14 protein-coding genes and 1 pseudogene are annotated in these 15,131 nt (G+C 52.5%); 6 read left to right on the top strand and 9 right to left on the bottom strand.

The features are described 5' to 3' along the window. Nucleotides 1-404 precede the first annotated feature (404 nt). The 4 genes from FHL16_RS32760 to ycaC all read left to right on the top strand — a co-directional run bounded on the left by FHL16_RS32760 (nucleotide 405) and on the right by ycaC (nucleotide 3,937). Entirely contained in the window at nucleotides 405-821 is a 417-nt protein-coding gene (locus FHL16_RS32760) for a DoxX family protein (RefSeq protein ID WP_077750469.1), read from the top strand. Beyond that, complete coding sequence (locus FHL16_RS32755; protein ID WP_010455733.1) at nucleotides 814-1,407, top strand: antibiotic biosynthesis monooxygenase; 594 nt, start codon at nucleotides 814-816, stop codon at nucleotides 1,405-1,407. The genes FHL16_RS32760 and FHL16_RS32755 overlap by 8 nt, the downstream gene beginning before the upstream one ends. After that, nucleotides 1,404-3,242 (top strand): amidohydrolase, encoded by a 1,839-nt coding sequence (locus FHL16_RS32750; protein WP_010455731.1) that lies wholly within the window; start codon nucleotides 1,404-1,406, stop codon nucleotides 3,240-3,242. The genes FHL16_RS32755 and FHL16_RS32750 overlap by 4 nt, the downstream gene beginning before the upstream one ends. A 68-nt stretch (nucleotides 3,243-3,310) precedes the next feature. Continuing rightward, nucleotides 3,311-3,937 carry an isochorismate family cysteine hydrolase YcaC gene (ycaC, locus tag FHL16_RS32745; protein ID WP_010455729.1) on the top strand — a complete coding sequence of 209 codons (627 nt, stop codon included), beginning with the start codon at nucleotides 3,311-3,313 and terminating at the stop codon, nucleotides 3,935-3,937. Between the two features lie 209 nt (nucleotides 3,938-4,146). On the opposite strand, the gene FHL16_RS32740 is transcribed toward ycaC, so the two are convergent. Further along, nucleotides 4,147-5,583, bottom strand: a complete 1,437-nt coding sequence (locus FHL16_RS32740) for a mechanosensitive ion channel family protein (RefSeq protein WP_077750468.1) — start codon at nucleotides 5,581-5,583, stop codon at nucleotides 4,147-4,149. A 154-nt stretch (nucleotides 5,584-5,737) separates the two neighbouring features. Then, nucleotides 5,738-6,757, bottom strand: coding sequence for an alpha/beta hydrolase (locus FHL16_RS32735; protein WP_077750467.1), 1,020 nt, complete (start codon nucleotides 6,755-6,757; stop codon nucleotides 5,738-5,740). A 161-nt stretch (nucleotides 6,758-6,918) separates the two neighbouring features. Between FHL16_RS32735 and FHL16_RS32730 the strand changes: the two genes are divergently transcribed. After that, nucleotides 6,919-7,815, top strand: a complete 897-nt coding sequence (locus FHL16_RS32730) for a LysR family transcriptional regulator (RefSeq protein WP_077750466.1) — start codon at nucleotides 6,919-6,921, stop codon at nucleotides 7,813-7,815. A 208-nt stretch (nucleotides 7,816-8,023) separates the two neighbouring features. Here the strand turns inward: FHL16_RS32730 and FHL16_RS32725 are convergent, their stop codons facing one another. From FHL16_RS32725 to FHL16_RS32700, 7 genes are all read right to left on the bottom strand, one after another. Beyond that, the gene (locus tag FHL16_RS32725) at nucleotides 8,024-8,710 is read right to left on the bottom strand and encodes a dTMP kinase (RefSeq protein ID WP_077750465.1); all 687 of its coding nucleotides are present in this window, start codon (nucleotides 8,708-8,710) and stop codon (nucleotides 8,024-8,026) included. Next, complete coding sequence (locus FHL16_RS32720; protein ID WP_077750464.1) at nucleotides 8,707-9,843, bottom strand: radical SAM protein; 1,137 nt, start codon at nucleotides 9,841-9,843, stop codon at nucleotides 8,707-8,709. Before FHL16_RS32720 ends, FHL16_RS32725 begins: the two co-directional genes overlap by 4 nt. A 29-nt stretch (nucleotides 9,844-9,872) precedes the next feature. Further along, nucleotides 9,873-10,709 carry an inositol monophosphatase family protein gene (locus tag FHL16_RS32715; protein WP_077750463.1) on the bottom strand — a complete coding sequence of 279 codons (837 nt, stop codon included), beginning with the start codon at nucleotides 10,707-10,709 and terminating at the stop codon, nucleotides 9,873-9,875. A 5-nt stretch (nucleotides 10,710-10,714) separates the two neighbouring features. Continuing rightward, nucleotides 10,715-11,764 carry a hypothetical protein gene (locus FHL16_RS32710; RefSeq protein ID WP_077750462.1) on the bottom strand — a complete coding sequence of 350 codons (1,050 nt, stop codon included), beginning with the start codon at nucleotides 11,762-11,764 and terminating at the stop codon, nucleotides 10,715-10,717. A 91-nt stretch (nucleotides 11,765-11,855) separates the two neighbouring features. Continuing rightward, the gene (locus FHL16_RS34640; protein WP_238706218.1) at nucleotides 11,856-12,452 is read right to left on the bottom strand and encodes an MATE family efflux transporter; all 597 of its coding nucleotides are present in this window, start codon (nucleotides 12,450-12,452) and stop codon (nucleotides 11,856-11,858) included. 23 nt (nucleotides 12,453-12,475) lie between these two features. Then, a complete protein-coding gene (locus tag FHL16_RS34635; RefSeq protein WP_238706217.1) occupies nucleotides 12,476-13,087 on the bottom strand; it encodes a hypothetical protein in 612 nt (203 codons plus the stop codon). A gap of 130 nt (nucleotides 13,088-13,217) precedes the next feature. Further along, a complete protein-coding gene (locus tag FHL16_RS32700) occupies nucleotides 13,218-14,276 on the bottom strand; it encodes a hypothetical protein (RefSeq protein ID WP_077750461.1) in 1,059 nt (352 codons plus the stop codon). A gap of 439 nt (nucleotides 14,277-14,715) precedes the next feature. Between FHL16_RS32700 and FHL16_RS32695 the strand changes: the two are divergent. Continuing rightward, nucleotides 14,716-15,027: pseudogene (locus FHL16_RS32695) on the top strand (LysR substrate-binding domain-containing protein); the annotation flags it as partial. Nucleotides 15,028-15,131: the final 104 nt, after the last annotated feature.

Genomic DNA, 15,131 nt, shown 5'->3' with positions numbered 1-15,131 from the left:
CCAGCCAACCAATCTCTTGCAGGTACACCCATTCCACTGTAGGAGCGAGGCTTGCCCGCGAAGGCGGCCTGCCAGCCGACCAATCTCTTGCAGGTACCCACATTCCACTGTGGGAGCTGGCCTGCCAGCGAAGGCGGCCTGCCAGCCAACCAATATTTCGCAGATGCACCCAATCCAATTGTAGGAGTGAGCCTGCTCGCGATGGCGGCGTATCAGCCACCATCAATGCTGAATGATCCACTGCTATCGCGAGCAAGCTCGCTCCCACAGGATCTTCGTCGGTTGTAGATCTGGCTCATCCGCAAAACAGCACGTACATCCAATTTTCCCCGCTCCCGTCCCGGCACTATCAAACCAGGTCCCGGCGCATGAACGCCGGTGGTTTTTCATTTGCGCAGGTAGCCATGAATACATCGCGATGGGATGAGCGGGCGCAGGATTTCGGACTGCTGTTTTTGCGGGTCACTGGCGGTGTGTTTCTACTGTGGGTGCACGGTTTGCCGAAGCTGCTTAACTTCAGCGCTCAACTGCAAGTCATCGAAGACCCGTTTCACCTCGGCGCGAATGTCACGCTGATGCTGGCGATTTTTGCCGAGGTGCTGTGCCCGTTGCTGATTATCGCAGGGGTGTTGGTGCGTCTGGCGTGTCTGCCGATTCTGGCAGTGTTGCTGATCGCGCTGCTGGTGGTGCATGCGCAATGGAGTCTCGATGAAGGGCAGTTCGGTTGGCTGCTGTTGATTGTGTTCACCAGCCTACTTATCGCCGGGCCGGGACGGCTGGCGCTCAATGTCCGATTTGCCGGAGCTTTGCGTTATGCCTGAATCCAATCGTTTCGAGGAAGTCGTGACCCTGGTCATCAAGCACCGGGTCAAAGCCGGTTTTGAAGCGCCCTATGAAGCCTGGTTGCGCAACATTGTCAGCATCGCCGGGCAGCAGGAAGGGCACTTGGGCGTGGACGTGATGCGCGGTAAAAACGCTGGCCTGGACATGTACACCTGCGTGCTGCGCTTTTGTTCCACCGACGCGATGCAGCGTTGGCTCGATTCACCGCAGCGCCTTGAGTTGGTCAAGGAAGCCACGCCGATGCTCGCCGATGGCGACCAGACCGAGGTCAATCCGGTCAACGAATTCTGGTTCGCGCCGCAGGCCGACGCCGCTTCGCCACCGCCGCCGCGCTGGAAGCAGGCCGTGGTGACCTTGCTGGTGATTCTGCCGCACACCTTGCTGGTGCCGCTGCTCTGGGGCCCGCTGCTGCAACTTAACGCCATCCTGTCCAATTACGTGGTCGCGACGTTCCTGATCACGCTGACCATCGTCGTTTCGGTGGTGTACCTGTTCATGCCGATGGCGACGCGTCTGTTCGCGCCCTGGCTGTCTCAATCCACTCCGTCCAAGGAAACGCGATGAACGCCGATCTGATTTTATTCAATGGCCAATTTCATACCGTTGACCGTGAAAACCCACGCGCCAGCGCGGTGGCGATCCGCGAAGGTCGCTTCGTCGCGGTCGGCACCGACGCCGAAGCCATGGCCCTGCGCGGGTCGGGCACGCAGGTCATCGACCTCAAGGGTCGTTGCGTCATTCCCGGCCTCAACGACTCGCACTTGCACCTGATTCGCGGCGGTCTGAATTACAACCTCGAACTGCGTTGGGAAGGCGTGCCATCGGTGGTCGATGCCTTGCGCATGCTCAAGGACCAGGCCGATCGCACGCCCACGCCGCAATGGGTGCGGGTGGTCGGTGGCTGGAACGAATTCCAGTTCGCCGAAAAGCGCATGCCTACCCTCGAAGAACTCAATCAGGCCGCGCCAGACACCCCGGTGTTTGTCCTGCATTTGTACGACCGCGCGTTGCTCAACCGCGCCGCTTTGCGCGTGGCCGGTTACACCCGCAACACGCCGAACCCGCCGGGTGGCGAGATTGTGCGCGATGCCAACGGTGAGCCGACCGGCATGCTGGTCGCCCGTCCCAATGCGATGATTTTGTACTCGACGCTGGCGAAGGGGCCAAAGTTGCCGTTGGAGTATCAGGTCAACTCGACGCGCCAGTTCATGCGCGAACTCAATCGCCTCGGCCTGACCAGCGCCATCGACGCCGGCGGTGGTTTCCAGAATTATCCCGACGATTATCAGGTGATCGAACAGTTGGCCAAGGACCAGCAGCTGACCATTCGCATCGCCTACAACCTGTTCACGCAGAAGCCGAAAGAAGAGCTGACCGACTTCAAGAACTGGACGTCGAGCGTGACCCTGCATCAGGGCGACGATTACCTGCGACACAACGGCGCCGGGGAAATGCTGGTGTTTTCGGCGGCGGATTTCGAGGACTTCCTCGAGCCACGTCCGGACCTGCCGCAGACCATGGAAGATGAGCTGGAACCGGTGGTTCGCCACCTCGTCGAGCAGCGCTGGCCGTTCCGTTTGCACGCCACGTACAACGAATCCATCAGCCGCATGCTCGACGTGTTCGAGAAGGTCAACCGCGACATTCCGTTCAACGGTTTGCCATGGTTTTTCGACCACGCTGAAACCATTACGCCGCAGAACATCGAACGGGTGAGGGCGCTGGGTGGCGGTATTGCGATTCAGGATCGCATGGCGTTTCAGGGCGAGTATTTCGTCGAGCGTTATGGCGCCAAGGCTGCCGAGGCGACCCCGCCGATCAAGCGCATGTTGGCCGAAGGGGTACCGGTCGGCGCCGGTACGGATGCCACGCGGGTGTCGAGCTACAATCCTTGGACATCGTTGTACTGGATGGTCAGTGGCCGCACCGTCGGTGGCCTGGAACTGCATGCCGAGGGCCTGTCCCGGCAGACCGCGCTGGAGCTGTTCACCCACGGCAGCGCCTGGTTCTCGTCCGAGCAGGGCAAGAAAGGCCAGATCAAGATTGGCCAACTGGCGGATGTCGCGGCGCTCAGCGCTGACTTTTTCAGCGTCGATGAAGAAGCGATCAAGTGGATCGAATCGGTGTTGACCGTGGTCGGCGGCAAGGTGGTGTACGCCGCCGGTGATTTCGAAAAACTGGGACCTGCCAGCGTGCCGGTGCTGCCGGACTGGTCGCCGGTGGTCAAGGTGCCGGGTCATTGGCGTCCGACGTCGCCGATGCAGGCGCAGGTTCACCATTGCAGCGGGCCGTGCGGCGTGCATGCCCACAGCCATGAAAAGGCCCGGTTGTCGAACGCGCCGGTCAGCGATTTCGCCGGTTTCTGGGGCGCGTTCGGCTGCTCGTGCTTCGCGTTCTGACGATCACAAAACGCGCCGATGCGCTGCGTCGGCGCCTTGCGTAATACCCATCCATCGAGGAGTTTCACATGAGCAACGTTCCGTACAAGCGCCTGAACAAAGACGATGCCGTAGTCCTGTTGGTCGACCACCAGACCGGCCTGATCTCGCTGGTCCAGGATTTCTCGCCGAACGAATTCAAGAACAACGTGCTGGCCCTCGCGGACTTGGCCAAGTTCTTCAAATTGCCGACCATCCTCACCACCAGTTTCGAAAATGGCCCGAACGGCCCGATGGTGCCGGAGCTCAAGGAACTGTTCCCGGACGCGCCGTACATCCCGCGTCCAGGCCAGATCAATGCCTGGGACAACGAAGATTTCGTCAAAGCCGTTAAAGCCACTGGCCGCAAGCAACTGATCATCGCGGGTGTGGTGACCGACGTATGCGTGACTTTCCCGACGTTGTCGGCACTGGCGGAAGGCTTTGAAGTGTTTGTAGTGACCGACGCCTCGGGCACCTTCAACGAAACCGTGCAGCAAGCGGCCTGGGCACGCATGTCGGCGGCCGGAGCACAGTTAGTCAACTGGTTCTCGGTGGCGTGCGAGCTGCAGGGTGACTGGCGCAACGACATGGAAGGCCTGGCGAACCTGCTGTCGCCGCGTATTCCGAACTATCGCAACTTGATGAACAGCTACGTGGCGCTGACTTCGAAGTAAGCCCGGCGATCCATAAAAATGCCCGCGACTGTGCGGGCATTTTTATGTCTGGGACAACCTCATTGGGTGGTGAGGTTTTTTGTGGCGAGGGAGCTTGCTCCCGCTGGGCTGCGAAGCAGCCCCTTTTTGGTGAGCGCTGCGCGCTCAAGCGGGAGCAAGCTCCCTCGCCACAAAAGCACGCCACCACAACATTCAGGCAGCCACAAAAACTAGGCCTGTTGGCGTTTTTGCAGCCAGTTGAGGAAGCCGTTTTTCTTGATCGGAACCGGTTTGGCCATCAGCGCCAACCGGGTGTTCTGCTGCCGCACCGCTTGCAGCTTGTTCAGTGCCCGACCCACTTCAACCCGTTGTTCCATGCAACCACGGGTCAGGGATTTGTCGATCCGGTAAATGATGCATGAGGTCAGGGTGGTGAAGGTGGCCTGGGACGGTGTATCGGTGAGCACGCTTTGTTCACCCATCACCTCACTCGGCCCCATGCGCCCGGCTTCGGTTTGCCCGGTGCCATCGGGCACGGTGGCGCTGACCACGCCTGTGGCGATCACCATCAGGCTGTCCGGCACTTCGCCCAATTCCAGCACCACCTGACCCGCCGCGTATTGCTGCGGGACCATGGACTGAGCCAATTGATCACGCTCGTCCTCGCTCAGGGAGCGGAAGACTTTCACTTCATCCAGCAACGCCCGTGCGCGGGTTGTCGGTTCAATCACACCATCGATCTGCCGGGAAATTCCCGCCGCTTCGAGGTGCCGGTGCGCCAGGTCGAACAGCTGATTGCGCACCTCGCTCTTCTTGCCGAGCTCGGCGATAAAGCCGCTGGCCACGTACTCGGACATGGTTTCGCCAGCCTCTTTGAGCACGGCTTTCGGCGCCGGGCTGAGCAGCAAGCTGCTGCTGCCTTGAAGCGTGCGCTCCAGCGCATCCAGCACCCGACGCGGGCGGATGTGGTTGGGCACTTGAATGCTGATCGACACGCCGTGCATGTTGGTAGGCCGGCTGAGGTTGACGATTTTCGCCTTGGCCGCCACCGAATTCGGCACCACAGCGGTGCTGCCGGCGCTGGTCAGCAGGTGCGTGGCGCGCCAGTCGATGTCGAGGACTTTGCCTTCGACGCCATCGATCATGATCCAGTCATCCACCTGATACGGCTTGGTGGTGTTGAGCACGATCCCGGAAAACACGTCGCTCAAGGTGCTTTGCAACGCCAGACCGACGACGATGGCCACGACACCGGACGTCGCCAGCAAGCCTTTCACCGGCAGCTCCAGCACGTAACCGGCCGCCGCGACGACTGCAATCAGGAACACCAGCGCGCCGATGACGTCCTGCAACAAGCGACCGCTGTGACCGATGCGGCGCATCAGCACCAGGCCGATGACTTCGGTGAGCACCCGCGCGGAGTACAGCCACCAGAGAATCCCCAACGCCGTGGCGCCCAATTGCGCGACACGATCCTCGGCGAACAACGGTGCCTGCAACGGGCTCACACCGGCATTGATCACCAGCGCGCTGAACAGCACAAACAACGCCAGCCGCACGCCAACCCGCATGACGCGATGCTTGAACGGCGCGAGGTGCCAGAGCACGGTGTCGATCACCAGCAGCAGGGCACTCCAGGACAGCAGGTGAGCGAGGACAAAAGACATGGGAGAACTCCGGCAGACTGGTTGTTGTTGGCGGTAGTTTTTTGTAGGAGCCAGGCTTGCCGGCGAAGGCGCCCTCAAGTACGCCTTCGCCGGCAAGCCTGGCTCCTACAAAAGCAGCTTCGCCACACATTGCTGTGTGGCGAGGCGAGGTGACTCAGTTCAAGTGAGTCTTGAGTTCCAGTGCTGCCTGACGAACCGCCGCTTTCACCTCCGGAATCTGGCTCAGCGGGTTGAGCAGGCCGAAGTCGTGGATCATGCCGTTGTATCGCACCGCCGTGACCGGCACACCGGCTGCGTCGAGGTGGCGGGCATAGGCTTCGCCTTCGTCACGCAACACGTCGAACTCGGCGGTTTGCACCAGGGCGGCGGGCAGGCCTTTGAGCTGTTCGGCGCTGGCTTGCAACGGCGAGGCATGGATCTGCGCACGCTCGGCCTGGTCGGTCGTGTAGTTGTCCCAGAACCAGTTCATCATGCCCTTGGTCAGGAAGTGGCCTTCGGCAAATTGCTGGTACGAGCCGCTGTCGAACTGTGCGTTGGTCACCGGCCACATCAACAACTGGAAGCGCAGCGACGGTGCTTTCTGTTCCTTGGCCATCAACGCCACGACCGCCGCCATGTTGCCGCCGACGCTGTTGCCGGCTACCGCCAAGCGCTTGCCATCGACGCCGATGTCCTTGCCATGCTCGGCCACCCAACGGGTCGCGGCGTAGGCCTGGTTGATCGCAGTCGGGTAATGCGCTTCCGGCGACGGCGTGTAATCGACATACACCGCGACAGCGCCGGAGCCGACCACCAGATCGTGGATCAGACGCTGGTGAGTCGGGTAATCGCCCAACACCCAGCCGCCACCGTGGAAGAACATGAACACCGGCAATTCACCTTTGACCTTGGCCGGCCGGACGATTTTCAGGTTGATGGTTTGCCCGTCGACCTTGATCGCACGATCGCTGACGTCCACACCCGACAGATCAACCTTCACCGAGTTTTGCGCACCGGTCAGCACCGCACGGGCATCTTTGGGGCTCAACTGCTCAAGCGGCTTGCCACCGCCGGCGGCGAGGGCTTCGAGGAAGGCCTGGGTATTGTGTTCGACACCCGGGCTGCCGGCGGCGAATGCATTGCCGATGGAAAGGGCGAGAAGGGAAGCGGTCAGGGTTTGTTTGACGATGTTCATGGGGCAAATCCTTTTTAATTAATTAATTTTTGATTACCTGAGGTCAGGTCGCTGCTGGCGCTGTAGGTCAGGCCTCAGCAACACCGTGGACACAGATTAATAGGTCGCCCAAAAGGGAAAAAGCAGCTATAAAGTGTTTGACTGTCAACCAAGGCGTGACAATGAACCCGTTCGAAGATATGCGTATTTTTTGCCAGGTCATGGACTCCGGCAGCTTCACCTCGGCAGCCGATCAATTGGGCCTGTCCAAGCAGTTCGTCAGCCGGCGCTTGATGCAGCTCGAAGAGCGTCTGGGCGTGCGCCTGCTCAATCGCTCCACGCGGCGGCTGGACGTCACGCCGCTGGGCCAGAGTTATTACGAGTCCGCGTTACGTTTGCTCGGTGAAGTCGAGCAAGTGGAGCAGGGCATCGCCGGCCAGACCACCGAGCCGCGCGGCACCATCCGCGTAAGTGCGCCGTTGTCGTTTGCGCTGGCGCATCTGGGGTGCTTGCTGCCGTTGTTTTTGCAGCGCTATCGCGATGTCACGGTGGAAGTGGACTTGAGCGATCGGCCGGTGGACTTGCTCAGCGAGGGTTACGACCTGGCGTTGCGCATCGGCATCCTGGAGGACTCGACCCTGATCGCCCGCCGCATCGCCTCCATCCAGCGCGTGTACTGCGCCAGCCCGGCCTATCTGGCTGAGCGCGGCACGCCGCTCAAACCCGAAGATTTGCACAACCATGACTGCCTGCCTTACGGCCACGGGCGTCAGGTGCAATGGCGTTTCGAAGGGCAGGGCAAGCCGCTGAGCGTCAACGTGACGGGCCGGATGCGGGTCAACAACGGGGAGTTGCTCAAGGATGCGGCGGTGGCCGGGATGGGGATTACGTATTTGCCGACGTTCATCGTCGGTTCGGCGCTGAAGGAGGGGCGGCTGGTGCCGGTGCTGGATGAGTTTCGTCCGCCGCCGCTGACGTTGTCGGCGGTGTATCCGCAGCACCGCCAGAGTTCGCGGCCGGTGCAGGCGTTGATCGAGTTTTTGCGCGAGCGGCTGGATCGGGTTGATTGTGGGTTGTAGAACGCCGGATCACACATCTCCTTGTAGGAGCGAGGCTTGCCCGCGAAGGCGTCGTGACATTCAAAACAAGCGTTGACTGATACGACGCCTTCGCGGGCAAGCCTCGCTCCTACAAGGGATTGTGGGGGTTTGAAGATCAGCCCCTGTCAGGACCTTTTGTCGTCGCCTGGCTCGCCACCGACATGCACGCCGTGTTCGTCACCGAACCCTACATCCCGTTGAGTATGCTTTGTACCGCGCTAACCGCTTTATCAAGTACTGCTTCCTCACTGAGGTCGGTTGTATCGATTCTCACCCAATTGGCCAGTCCACATTGCTCATAACTGGCTCGAACCTTATTTTGATACGCAATGAAGCTTTTAAGCCGATCTTCATTCCCTCCGTCATAGGCACCGCTTTCACTAAGGCGGAAAGATCCCTTTCTTTGTGCTGCAAGGGCAGGATCGACATCCAGGAAAATTACGGCATCCGGTTGTCTAATGGTTGAGAAGATTGTTAATGCCTCTTCAGCCAAACTTTCATTTTTAAGTAAAAAGCGCGCTAGATATTTGTAATACCAACCATCAGCGACGCAACTAACGCCAGAGCCGATTAGTGGCCTGATCGCAGCATGATCCGTGGCCTGAAACCAAGCGGATATTAAACTTATCCAATGCCTGTCGCCCAGTTGGTCCAGAGGGGCGTTATCCGGATAATCCCAAAGAACTTCACGTAGGCGGGACATATGAAACTCTGTATATCCTGATGATACCGGTGGTCGATTTTTATCTATGTAAGTGATTTTTGAGTAGGATTCAAAAACTTTGTCAAAAGTTGCCCTGGCAATAGTTGATTTTCCTGCGCCGTCTGTGCCTTCAAATGCGATAAATACTGGTTGGCCAGATGTACCCATCATGCAAATCCTCCTAAATAGGCTTCGGTGTCTAATGAGTTTCTACCACTTCCCTCGATTAACGGATGAAATCCTTCTCTGTGATATATTTCCGACATCTTTTTTCCGATTGCCGTCAAGAAGTCTTTTGATGGGCGCTTTCTATTAGAATATTGTGAACCGGCGTCGGGATGAAATACTGCAACAGCAGGCACCACTCCCCTGTCCCCGAAATACTCAATACCTTCAATTATTGACTCCAGCGGTTCCATCCCAGCCACAAATCCTGCATATACGTTACCACGGCCTAGAACTTCAACAGCGGCTTCGAAAGCGGCCAAAAACCGTTCGCGAGTGTAATCACGTGCTTTGCCTGGGCAAACTTCTTTAAATAGAGTCGGGTTGAACACCTCTAAACTCATAGACATGTTATTGCCGGTTTTTTTGAATCGATCAAAAAGGCGAAAATCCTTAGGAGGCATAGAAATTAAGTGATAATCCAAGGTGCTCTGATAGTTCGTTTCTTTTACCCGATCCATTAGATCTATATGTATCGAGTATCCTTTGTCGTAATTTGGAATCGTGCCGCCGTTAAATAGAACCCTTTTATATCGTCCGCTCTCCTCCTTAATAGCTGTGGCTACGGCTTCACCAGCGATGTCACCCTTTATTCGCATCTTGTGATCGGATAGTATTTCTCTTGCCGATCCCAAAGAGCAAAACTTACACTCATTACCGTTGTTGAAGTAATAGCAATGACCAGGGGAAAAAACTCCAAGGGTTGAATTGCCATATGCGGTTATATGCTGCTCAAATAGTTCGTTGTTGCTCAGATATGTGCCGTAAGATTTAGGCCTAACTGGAAATGTAATTTTCACAGTTTTATCCCCATGCTTGAGCACAGGGTTTTTTTTCTCTAAGGAAATGCAGTAGTTTGAATCCGGATTGTAGTTTGCAGCAGCAATGATCTGTCCATCTAGAATGATTTCTTGCGGAGTGCGAATGTTCGAACCAAGAATGATGCTGTCTCCCGTCCCATAAGCTCGTCTTTTTTCAATATGCTCTGTTCTGACTTGAAAGTACTCCAGGAATTCTCTGGAAAAACTAACACCCTTGCACAATAACTCAAGTTTTAAGCTTACAGTTTCCACTAGCATGATTTTCTCCAGTTAAGTTAATCCTGCACTTACAAGAAAATTCGTATCAGCTCTTTGGAGGACAAGGCAATCAAAGTTTCGGAGTCTGAAAGGGATGCGGGCGACGGAGGTAGGGAATACCTAGCATTTCCTGCTTTATAAAATAGCGCGCCTCCGGCTTCTCTTAAAATCAACTCCGCTGCGGCAATATCACAACTACGCTCATGTCCTGGTGAGCCTAGGTCAATAAAGGCATCAAGAACTCCGGCGGCGATAAGACAAATTTCTAATGAGGAGCATGAATAAATGCGGACTTTGTTTGCTGTCCATAGGAGCTTTTGAATTGTGATTTTTTCACTATCGTCTTTCGGCCGATGAAAAGAGATGTGCATGTCTTCAATGCAGCTGACTTTACGGGTGTAGAGTCTTTTCACAATAATAGGCGACTGAAGGTAGGATCCCTCGCCCAACGCAGCGGTATAGACTAAATCTCTTGAGATATCATAAACCCAACCAAAAATATAGGCTCCCTCGTGGTAAAGAGCCACGCTAGATGTATACGCAGGAAACCCATGAATTGCGTTGTGTGTTCCATCTAGAGGGTCTATTAACAGGTAGAAGTTTTCATTTCCTCCATATTTGGTCGCTGAAGTACTTTCTTCAGAATAAATCGTGATTCCCAAAGTAGTGCTTGAAAGGCAGTCGTATAGTATCCTCTGACAGTCCAGGTCGTACTGGGTTTGCGAATTATTCCAGTTTTTTGCTTCAGGGTTGACGGAAGGCAAACAAACCAGAGTTCCCGCCCAGTAACGGCGCAGTTGTTTTCTGGCTTCGTAAAGACATCTTTCTATCTCTAGAATATATTCGCGCTTAAATAAAGGTCTCATGTTGATTATTCCGTTATCAATTGTTTGTGCCACAGATTCCTGTCTAATCGTGAAGCGCAAGATTTGACCTCGAAAAGTTTTCCAGCATAAACAGCATAATCCGCGCTCATAAAGGCACTGAATGATTTAGGGAATAGCGCTACAGTTTTGACTTCGATGTCATATCCAAATTTTTTCCTGATCATGTTTGTCGCCTGCCTGAGGCTTCCCCCGGTATAGGCTTTATCAATAATCAACCATGATTCGTTCGATGAGGTCGGGTGCGGAAAAATATCTTGAAAAGCATTTTCTCTACTCAACAGGCTAGAGTCGTTTTGTCGATGAACCTCTGAAAAAAAAATATTGGAATCTTCGGTCGCTGCAAAGTAGCCAAGGGCTATCGGTAAGCCTGCGGACAGTAAAAATAGTTTGTTTTTTGAGATTTTTTCGATTTGTGACCAAACTGCATGGTTTTCGTAAATATATCTGGTATTAAGCGCAGAGCAGTTATCCCAGTGTTCATGGGATATAAACTTACTATAAAAAGCGCAGAACCTGTTGTGGAACTCTAGGGTTTCGTTACTCGTGTTTATAAGTAGCCGGCTCTTTGCAATGCCGTAAGTGGATTCTTTCATAAGGACAGGAAATGTGTCGCGACGAAGGTGCGTAAATGCCTCACTAATAAGTGTATTTTTCAGATTGACAAGGTCCGTCTTCGAAGGGCCGGAAATGGCAATTTCCGGGGATAAGCCATCGCCGTTAATTCTACGTATCGCTGTGGCCGATATTTTACTTGTGCTTAAACTCAAGTAATCCCATATGGACAGAATTTCCTCGGCGGACATGCCATTAAAAATTGGTTCGATGTTGCTCAAGTCGCAAATCATTTCTTCAGGGTGCCGAAGATCGAAAGATGCTCTTTGAAGGTGGCAGCCGTTGAGAATAGCGTTGCGGTAAGCATAATAGTCGTTTGTTTGAACGCCACTTAATGTTCGCCAGCCATGATGCTCGCTTATGATAGTGATGGAGTTGGTGCGCTGGTTTAGCGAATGCAGTACGGGATTTACCTGGTTCATAGTTAAGTCCTCCCTACAGTTTGCAAATAGACAGTCAGTCTAAAAACAATATTTTGTATCTTGTTTTGATTTTCGATTAATTGACGGATCGCTATTTTTTTAAGACGTGTCCTAGTCGCCAGAGTAAAATCAGCATCAGAAATAATGAACAAAAGACTAGCGTTACAAATAGAGAGCTAACGCTATAATCATGGAGTGATAGCAACCCGGTAGATAGTATTAGCCCTAGAATGTTGAGTGACAATATAGTCATTAGCGTGGGTACCCAGAAGTCCCCCATGCTTCTCAATGTCATTCGAGTCACAACATAAATATATTCAAATAATAAGAAAGGGATCGAGATCAAAATATTGTCCTCGATTAATCTTCTTGTTGTCGTGTCGGATGAATATATTATAGATATCTCCTCCTTTAAGAAGAAACATGCTACCAAAATTGGAAGCAATATGAATAGTCCGAACATTATCCCTTGAGAATAGGTGGCTCTCAATGAGTTGAAGTCTTTCAGGCCATAATATCGCGCAACCCCTATCCCTGTTGCGTTTCCAACTCCAATTGAGATCATATATACGAAACTTAAAAAATGCAGCGATGCCTGGTACGCCGATAAGCTCGTATCGCCTATGGTTTTTGAGATAAAAGAGAAAATAAAATATAATAAGCTTTCTCCTCCAAAACAAATTGCCATTGGGAGTCCGTTAACAAAGTAATTCACATATGTTGTTTTGGTATTGGTTGTGAGTGGCTAAAGTGAAAAATGTGTTGGCGGATCCTTAAATCAAAAAGTGCTAGCGCAAGGCAAGTAAAAACTAATCTAAGGCCTGAATATATAAAGGCGAAATGAATAAAGTTGAAGTTTGTGTTCGTCGTAACTAAAATTATGCACGCTGAAGCGAGGGTGGCATTGAATGACCATGTGTATATCACCTCGTATATGGTTTTTTTGGTTGCGTTGAAAAAGTTGAAAATCACTATTTGTAGGTATAGGGCGGGGATTGAGAGTGAGAGAGTGAATAGAGCTATTAAAGCCTCGAGCTCACTGTCGTTCGTAATTGATCTAGATGCGCTTGTGCCAATTACGGCGATAATAACAACAATAATAACCCCAAGAAATATTGCTAGCCTAAATGAAACAATCAGGTCGTTTTCGATTTTTTTCGTATTTAGATCAGTCGCCCCGGCTATTTTTACAAGCGATGCTGAAAAAAATCCGATAGCTACTACGGTTAGAAAAGAAATTAGCGCCCATGCAAAAGATGCATGACTAAGTGAATCAGCAATATAATGTCCAATAAATGAAAAATAAAGCAATGAGGCGGTCATCTCCCCTAATCTGGAAAATATTAGCGGGACGGCTATTCGGGTGATTTCCATATGCGTTAACCCGTATTAGTGTAAAGAATACAACGAAGCCCTAAAGTGTGTAGAAAGGTGGGTTTAAAATATATTCTTCTTAATCCCATTCTTTCAGTAAGGTAATTAAAGAGGGGGTGCCCTCCGCAGCGAAGTATTTTTTTCTGAAGTAGTATTCGCACATTGATATTTTGTGTTTGGTTTGTTTTCGTTTATTGAATTCCTCATCCAGTACGGAAAGAGATTTTTGCGTTGAAGGATAGATATTGGTTTTTTTTAGGAGTCCTTCAATTGCTAAGAATACCAGGTCCATGTATGTCAGCATATCTTGTATGTACGATAGGCATTCAGTTTCTGTAACCGCTCCCCGTCTAGCCAAGGAGAAAAAGCTGTTCTTGATTTCATCAAACCCATCAATTCTTAACATGTTCGAATACACCCACTTGTAGTGCTTGTTCGTTGTGCCTGTTAAGTAGGTAAAGCTCATCGTCGTTTTTAGCATCATGTCCCGAGCAATTTCACAACCCATCCAAAGATTTCCCGACTGCCAGCAACCCTGAATATCTTGAAATGCATAAAATACTGGCAGTTTTTCACGATGAGCTACATAAATATGTTTCTCCAGCGGTATCTCGGATTTCAGCCGATTGAATTTTTCTTTATTCTCCAGCGCGTGCCCGATTAATGATCTATGAATGACGTTGTTCTCTGTGTTTGACAGTACTGGGGCATAGAGGAAGCGCTGATCACCAGAAATTTCATCGAATGCTACCTCAATCTTGGTGATAATGTTGTTCAGTTCGGCAAAGGTTATATAGTCGGCATCAATGTGGATACTGGTGTCGCCATAGAAGTTGGTAGTGTTATGGACTTCTTCGTCTTGGGTTATGTGGTGGTAATTTATATCTGTAATGAGCGCATGGTCGTAATTTTTCATGCTGCTTGCTTTGGGTCGATGCTCGCAGAACACGATGCAATCGATATCGGAGTGGATGGTGCCAATGCCCTCGATTAACGAACCTGAGATCACGAGAATGCTGGTGCTTTCTAAATAAGCTCTTTCACGTAAATAGTTTTTCGGAATTGATACTCTTCCATTTAATATTGAGATTTCGTTGTCTGAGATTTTCGACTGCGCTGTTTTAACGAGTGGTATCATTTTTGTTACTCCTTGCGCACGTGTGAGAGTGTGTTTGTTGTTACTTTATTAAGTTCGAGTGTCAATCCTGAGAACATCGGTGATGTAAGTGTTTTTTTTGAAACTCGTCGGTAGCCCAAGATAGTGACGTTTATGCATTAAACCCTAGTGGTGATATCGGCTGGTCGTCAATATGTACATGGAAAATCAGAGTTTTCTTACGCGTATTGAAGTGTTGGTATTTAATTAACGAAAGAAACTTCCTTTTTTGTTGTGAGATAGCTCTTACAGAATTAACGTCTGGGCTGAATACTGGTGCAAGGCTCGGGGTTTGTTTAGTCAAGTCGCCCGGCGGCGTCCCTGGCACGCCACCAAAGTGAACGCCATGATCATCTCTGATTTCACCAGCACGACGAACCCGATGATGATTCTCGGTTCATCATAGGTGCGATCACGTTGGCGTCAGGTGCAATGGCGTTTCGAAGGGCAGGGCAAGCCGCTGAGCGTCAACGTGACGGGCCGGATGCGGGTCAATAACGGGGAGTTGCTCAAGGATGCGGCGGTGGCCGGGATGGGGATTACGTATTTGCCGACGTTCATTGTCGGTTCGGCGCTGAAAGAGGGTCGGCTGGTGCCGGTGCTGGATGAGTTTCGTCCGCCGCCGCTGACGTTGTCGGCGGTGTATCCGCAGCATCGCCAGAGTTCGCGGCCGGTGCAGGCGTTGATCGAGTTTTTGCGCGAGCGGCTGGATCGGGTTGAGTGTGGGTTGTAGGACGCCGGATCACACATCTCCTTGTAGGAGCGAGGCTTGCCCGCGAAGGCGTCGTATCAGTCAACGCTTGTTTTGAATGTCACGACGCCTTCGCGGGCAAGCCT

It is taken from the genome of Pseudomonas sp. FSL W5-0299 (assembly GCF_005930655.1).
GTDB classification, from domain to species: Bacteria; Pseudomonadota; Gammaproteobacteria; order Pseudomonadales; family Pseudomonadaceae; genus Aquipseudomonas; species Aquipseudomonas mandelii.
Note: the sequence above shows the minus strand (reverse complement) of the source record. Positions and strands in the feature narration are given on the sequence as shown.

Excerpts from the sequence above, each read along its gene's own strand:
- FHL16_RS32720 (WP_077750464.1), bottom strand. The coding sequence starts at position 9,843 with ATGCTAGTGGAAACTGTAAGCTTAAAACTTGAGTTATTGTGCAAGGGT.
- FHL16_RS34640 (WP_238706218.1), bottom strand. The coding sequence starts at position 12,452 with ATGGCAATTTGTTTTGGAGGAGAAAGCTTATTATATTTTATTTTCTCT.
- FHL16_RS32750 (WP_010455731.1), top strand. The coding sequence starts at position 1,404 with ATGAACGCCGATCTGATTTTATTCAATGGCCAATTTCATACCGTTGAC.
- FHL16_RS32700 (WP_077750461.1), bottom strand. The coding sequence starts at position 14,276 with ATGATACCACTCGTTAAAACAGCGCAGTCGAAAATCTCAGACAACGAA.
- FHL16_RS32730 (WP_077750466.1), top strand. The coding sequence starts at position 6,919 with ATGAACCCGTTCGAAGATATGCGTATTTTTTGCCAGGTCATGGACTCC.
- FHL16_RS32740 (WP_077750468.1), bottom strand. The coding sequence starts at position 5,583 with ATGTCTTTTGTCCTCGCTCACCTGCTGTCCTGGAGTGCCCTGCTGCTG.
- FHL16_RS32760 (WP_077750469.1), top strand. The coding sequence starts at position 405 with ATGAATACATCGCGATGGGATGAGCGGGCGCAGGATTTCGGACTGCTG.
- ycaC (WP_010455729.1), top strand. The coding sequence starts at position 3,311 with ATGAGCAACGTTCCGTACAAGCGCCTGAACAAAGACGATGCCGTAGTC.
- FHL16_RS32725 (WP_077750465.1), bottom strand. The coding sequence starts at position 8,710 with ATGATGGGTACATCTGGCCAACCAGTATTTATCGCATTTGAAGGCACA.
- FHL16_RS32710 (WP_077750462.1), bottom strand. The coding sequence starts at position 11,764 with ATGAACCAGGTAAATCCCGTACTGCATTCGCTAAACCAGCGCACCAAC.
- FHL16_RS32735 (WP_077750467.1), bottom strand. The coding sequence starts at position 6,757 with ATGAACATCGTCAAACAAACCCTGACCGCTTCCCTTCTCGCCCTTTCC.
- FHL16_RS32715 (WP_077750463.1), bottom strand. The coding sequence starts at position 10,709 with ATGAGACCTTTATTTAAGCGCGAATATATTCTAGAGATAGAAAGATGT.
- FHL16_RS34635 (WP_238706217.1), bottom strand. The coding sequence starts at position 13,087 with ATGACCGCCTCATTGCTTTATTTTTCATTTATTGGACATTATATTGCT.
- FHL16_RS32755 (WP_010455733.1), top strand. The coding sequence starts at position 814 with ATGCCTGAATCCAATCGTTTCGAGGAAGTCGTGACCCTGGTCATCAAG.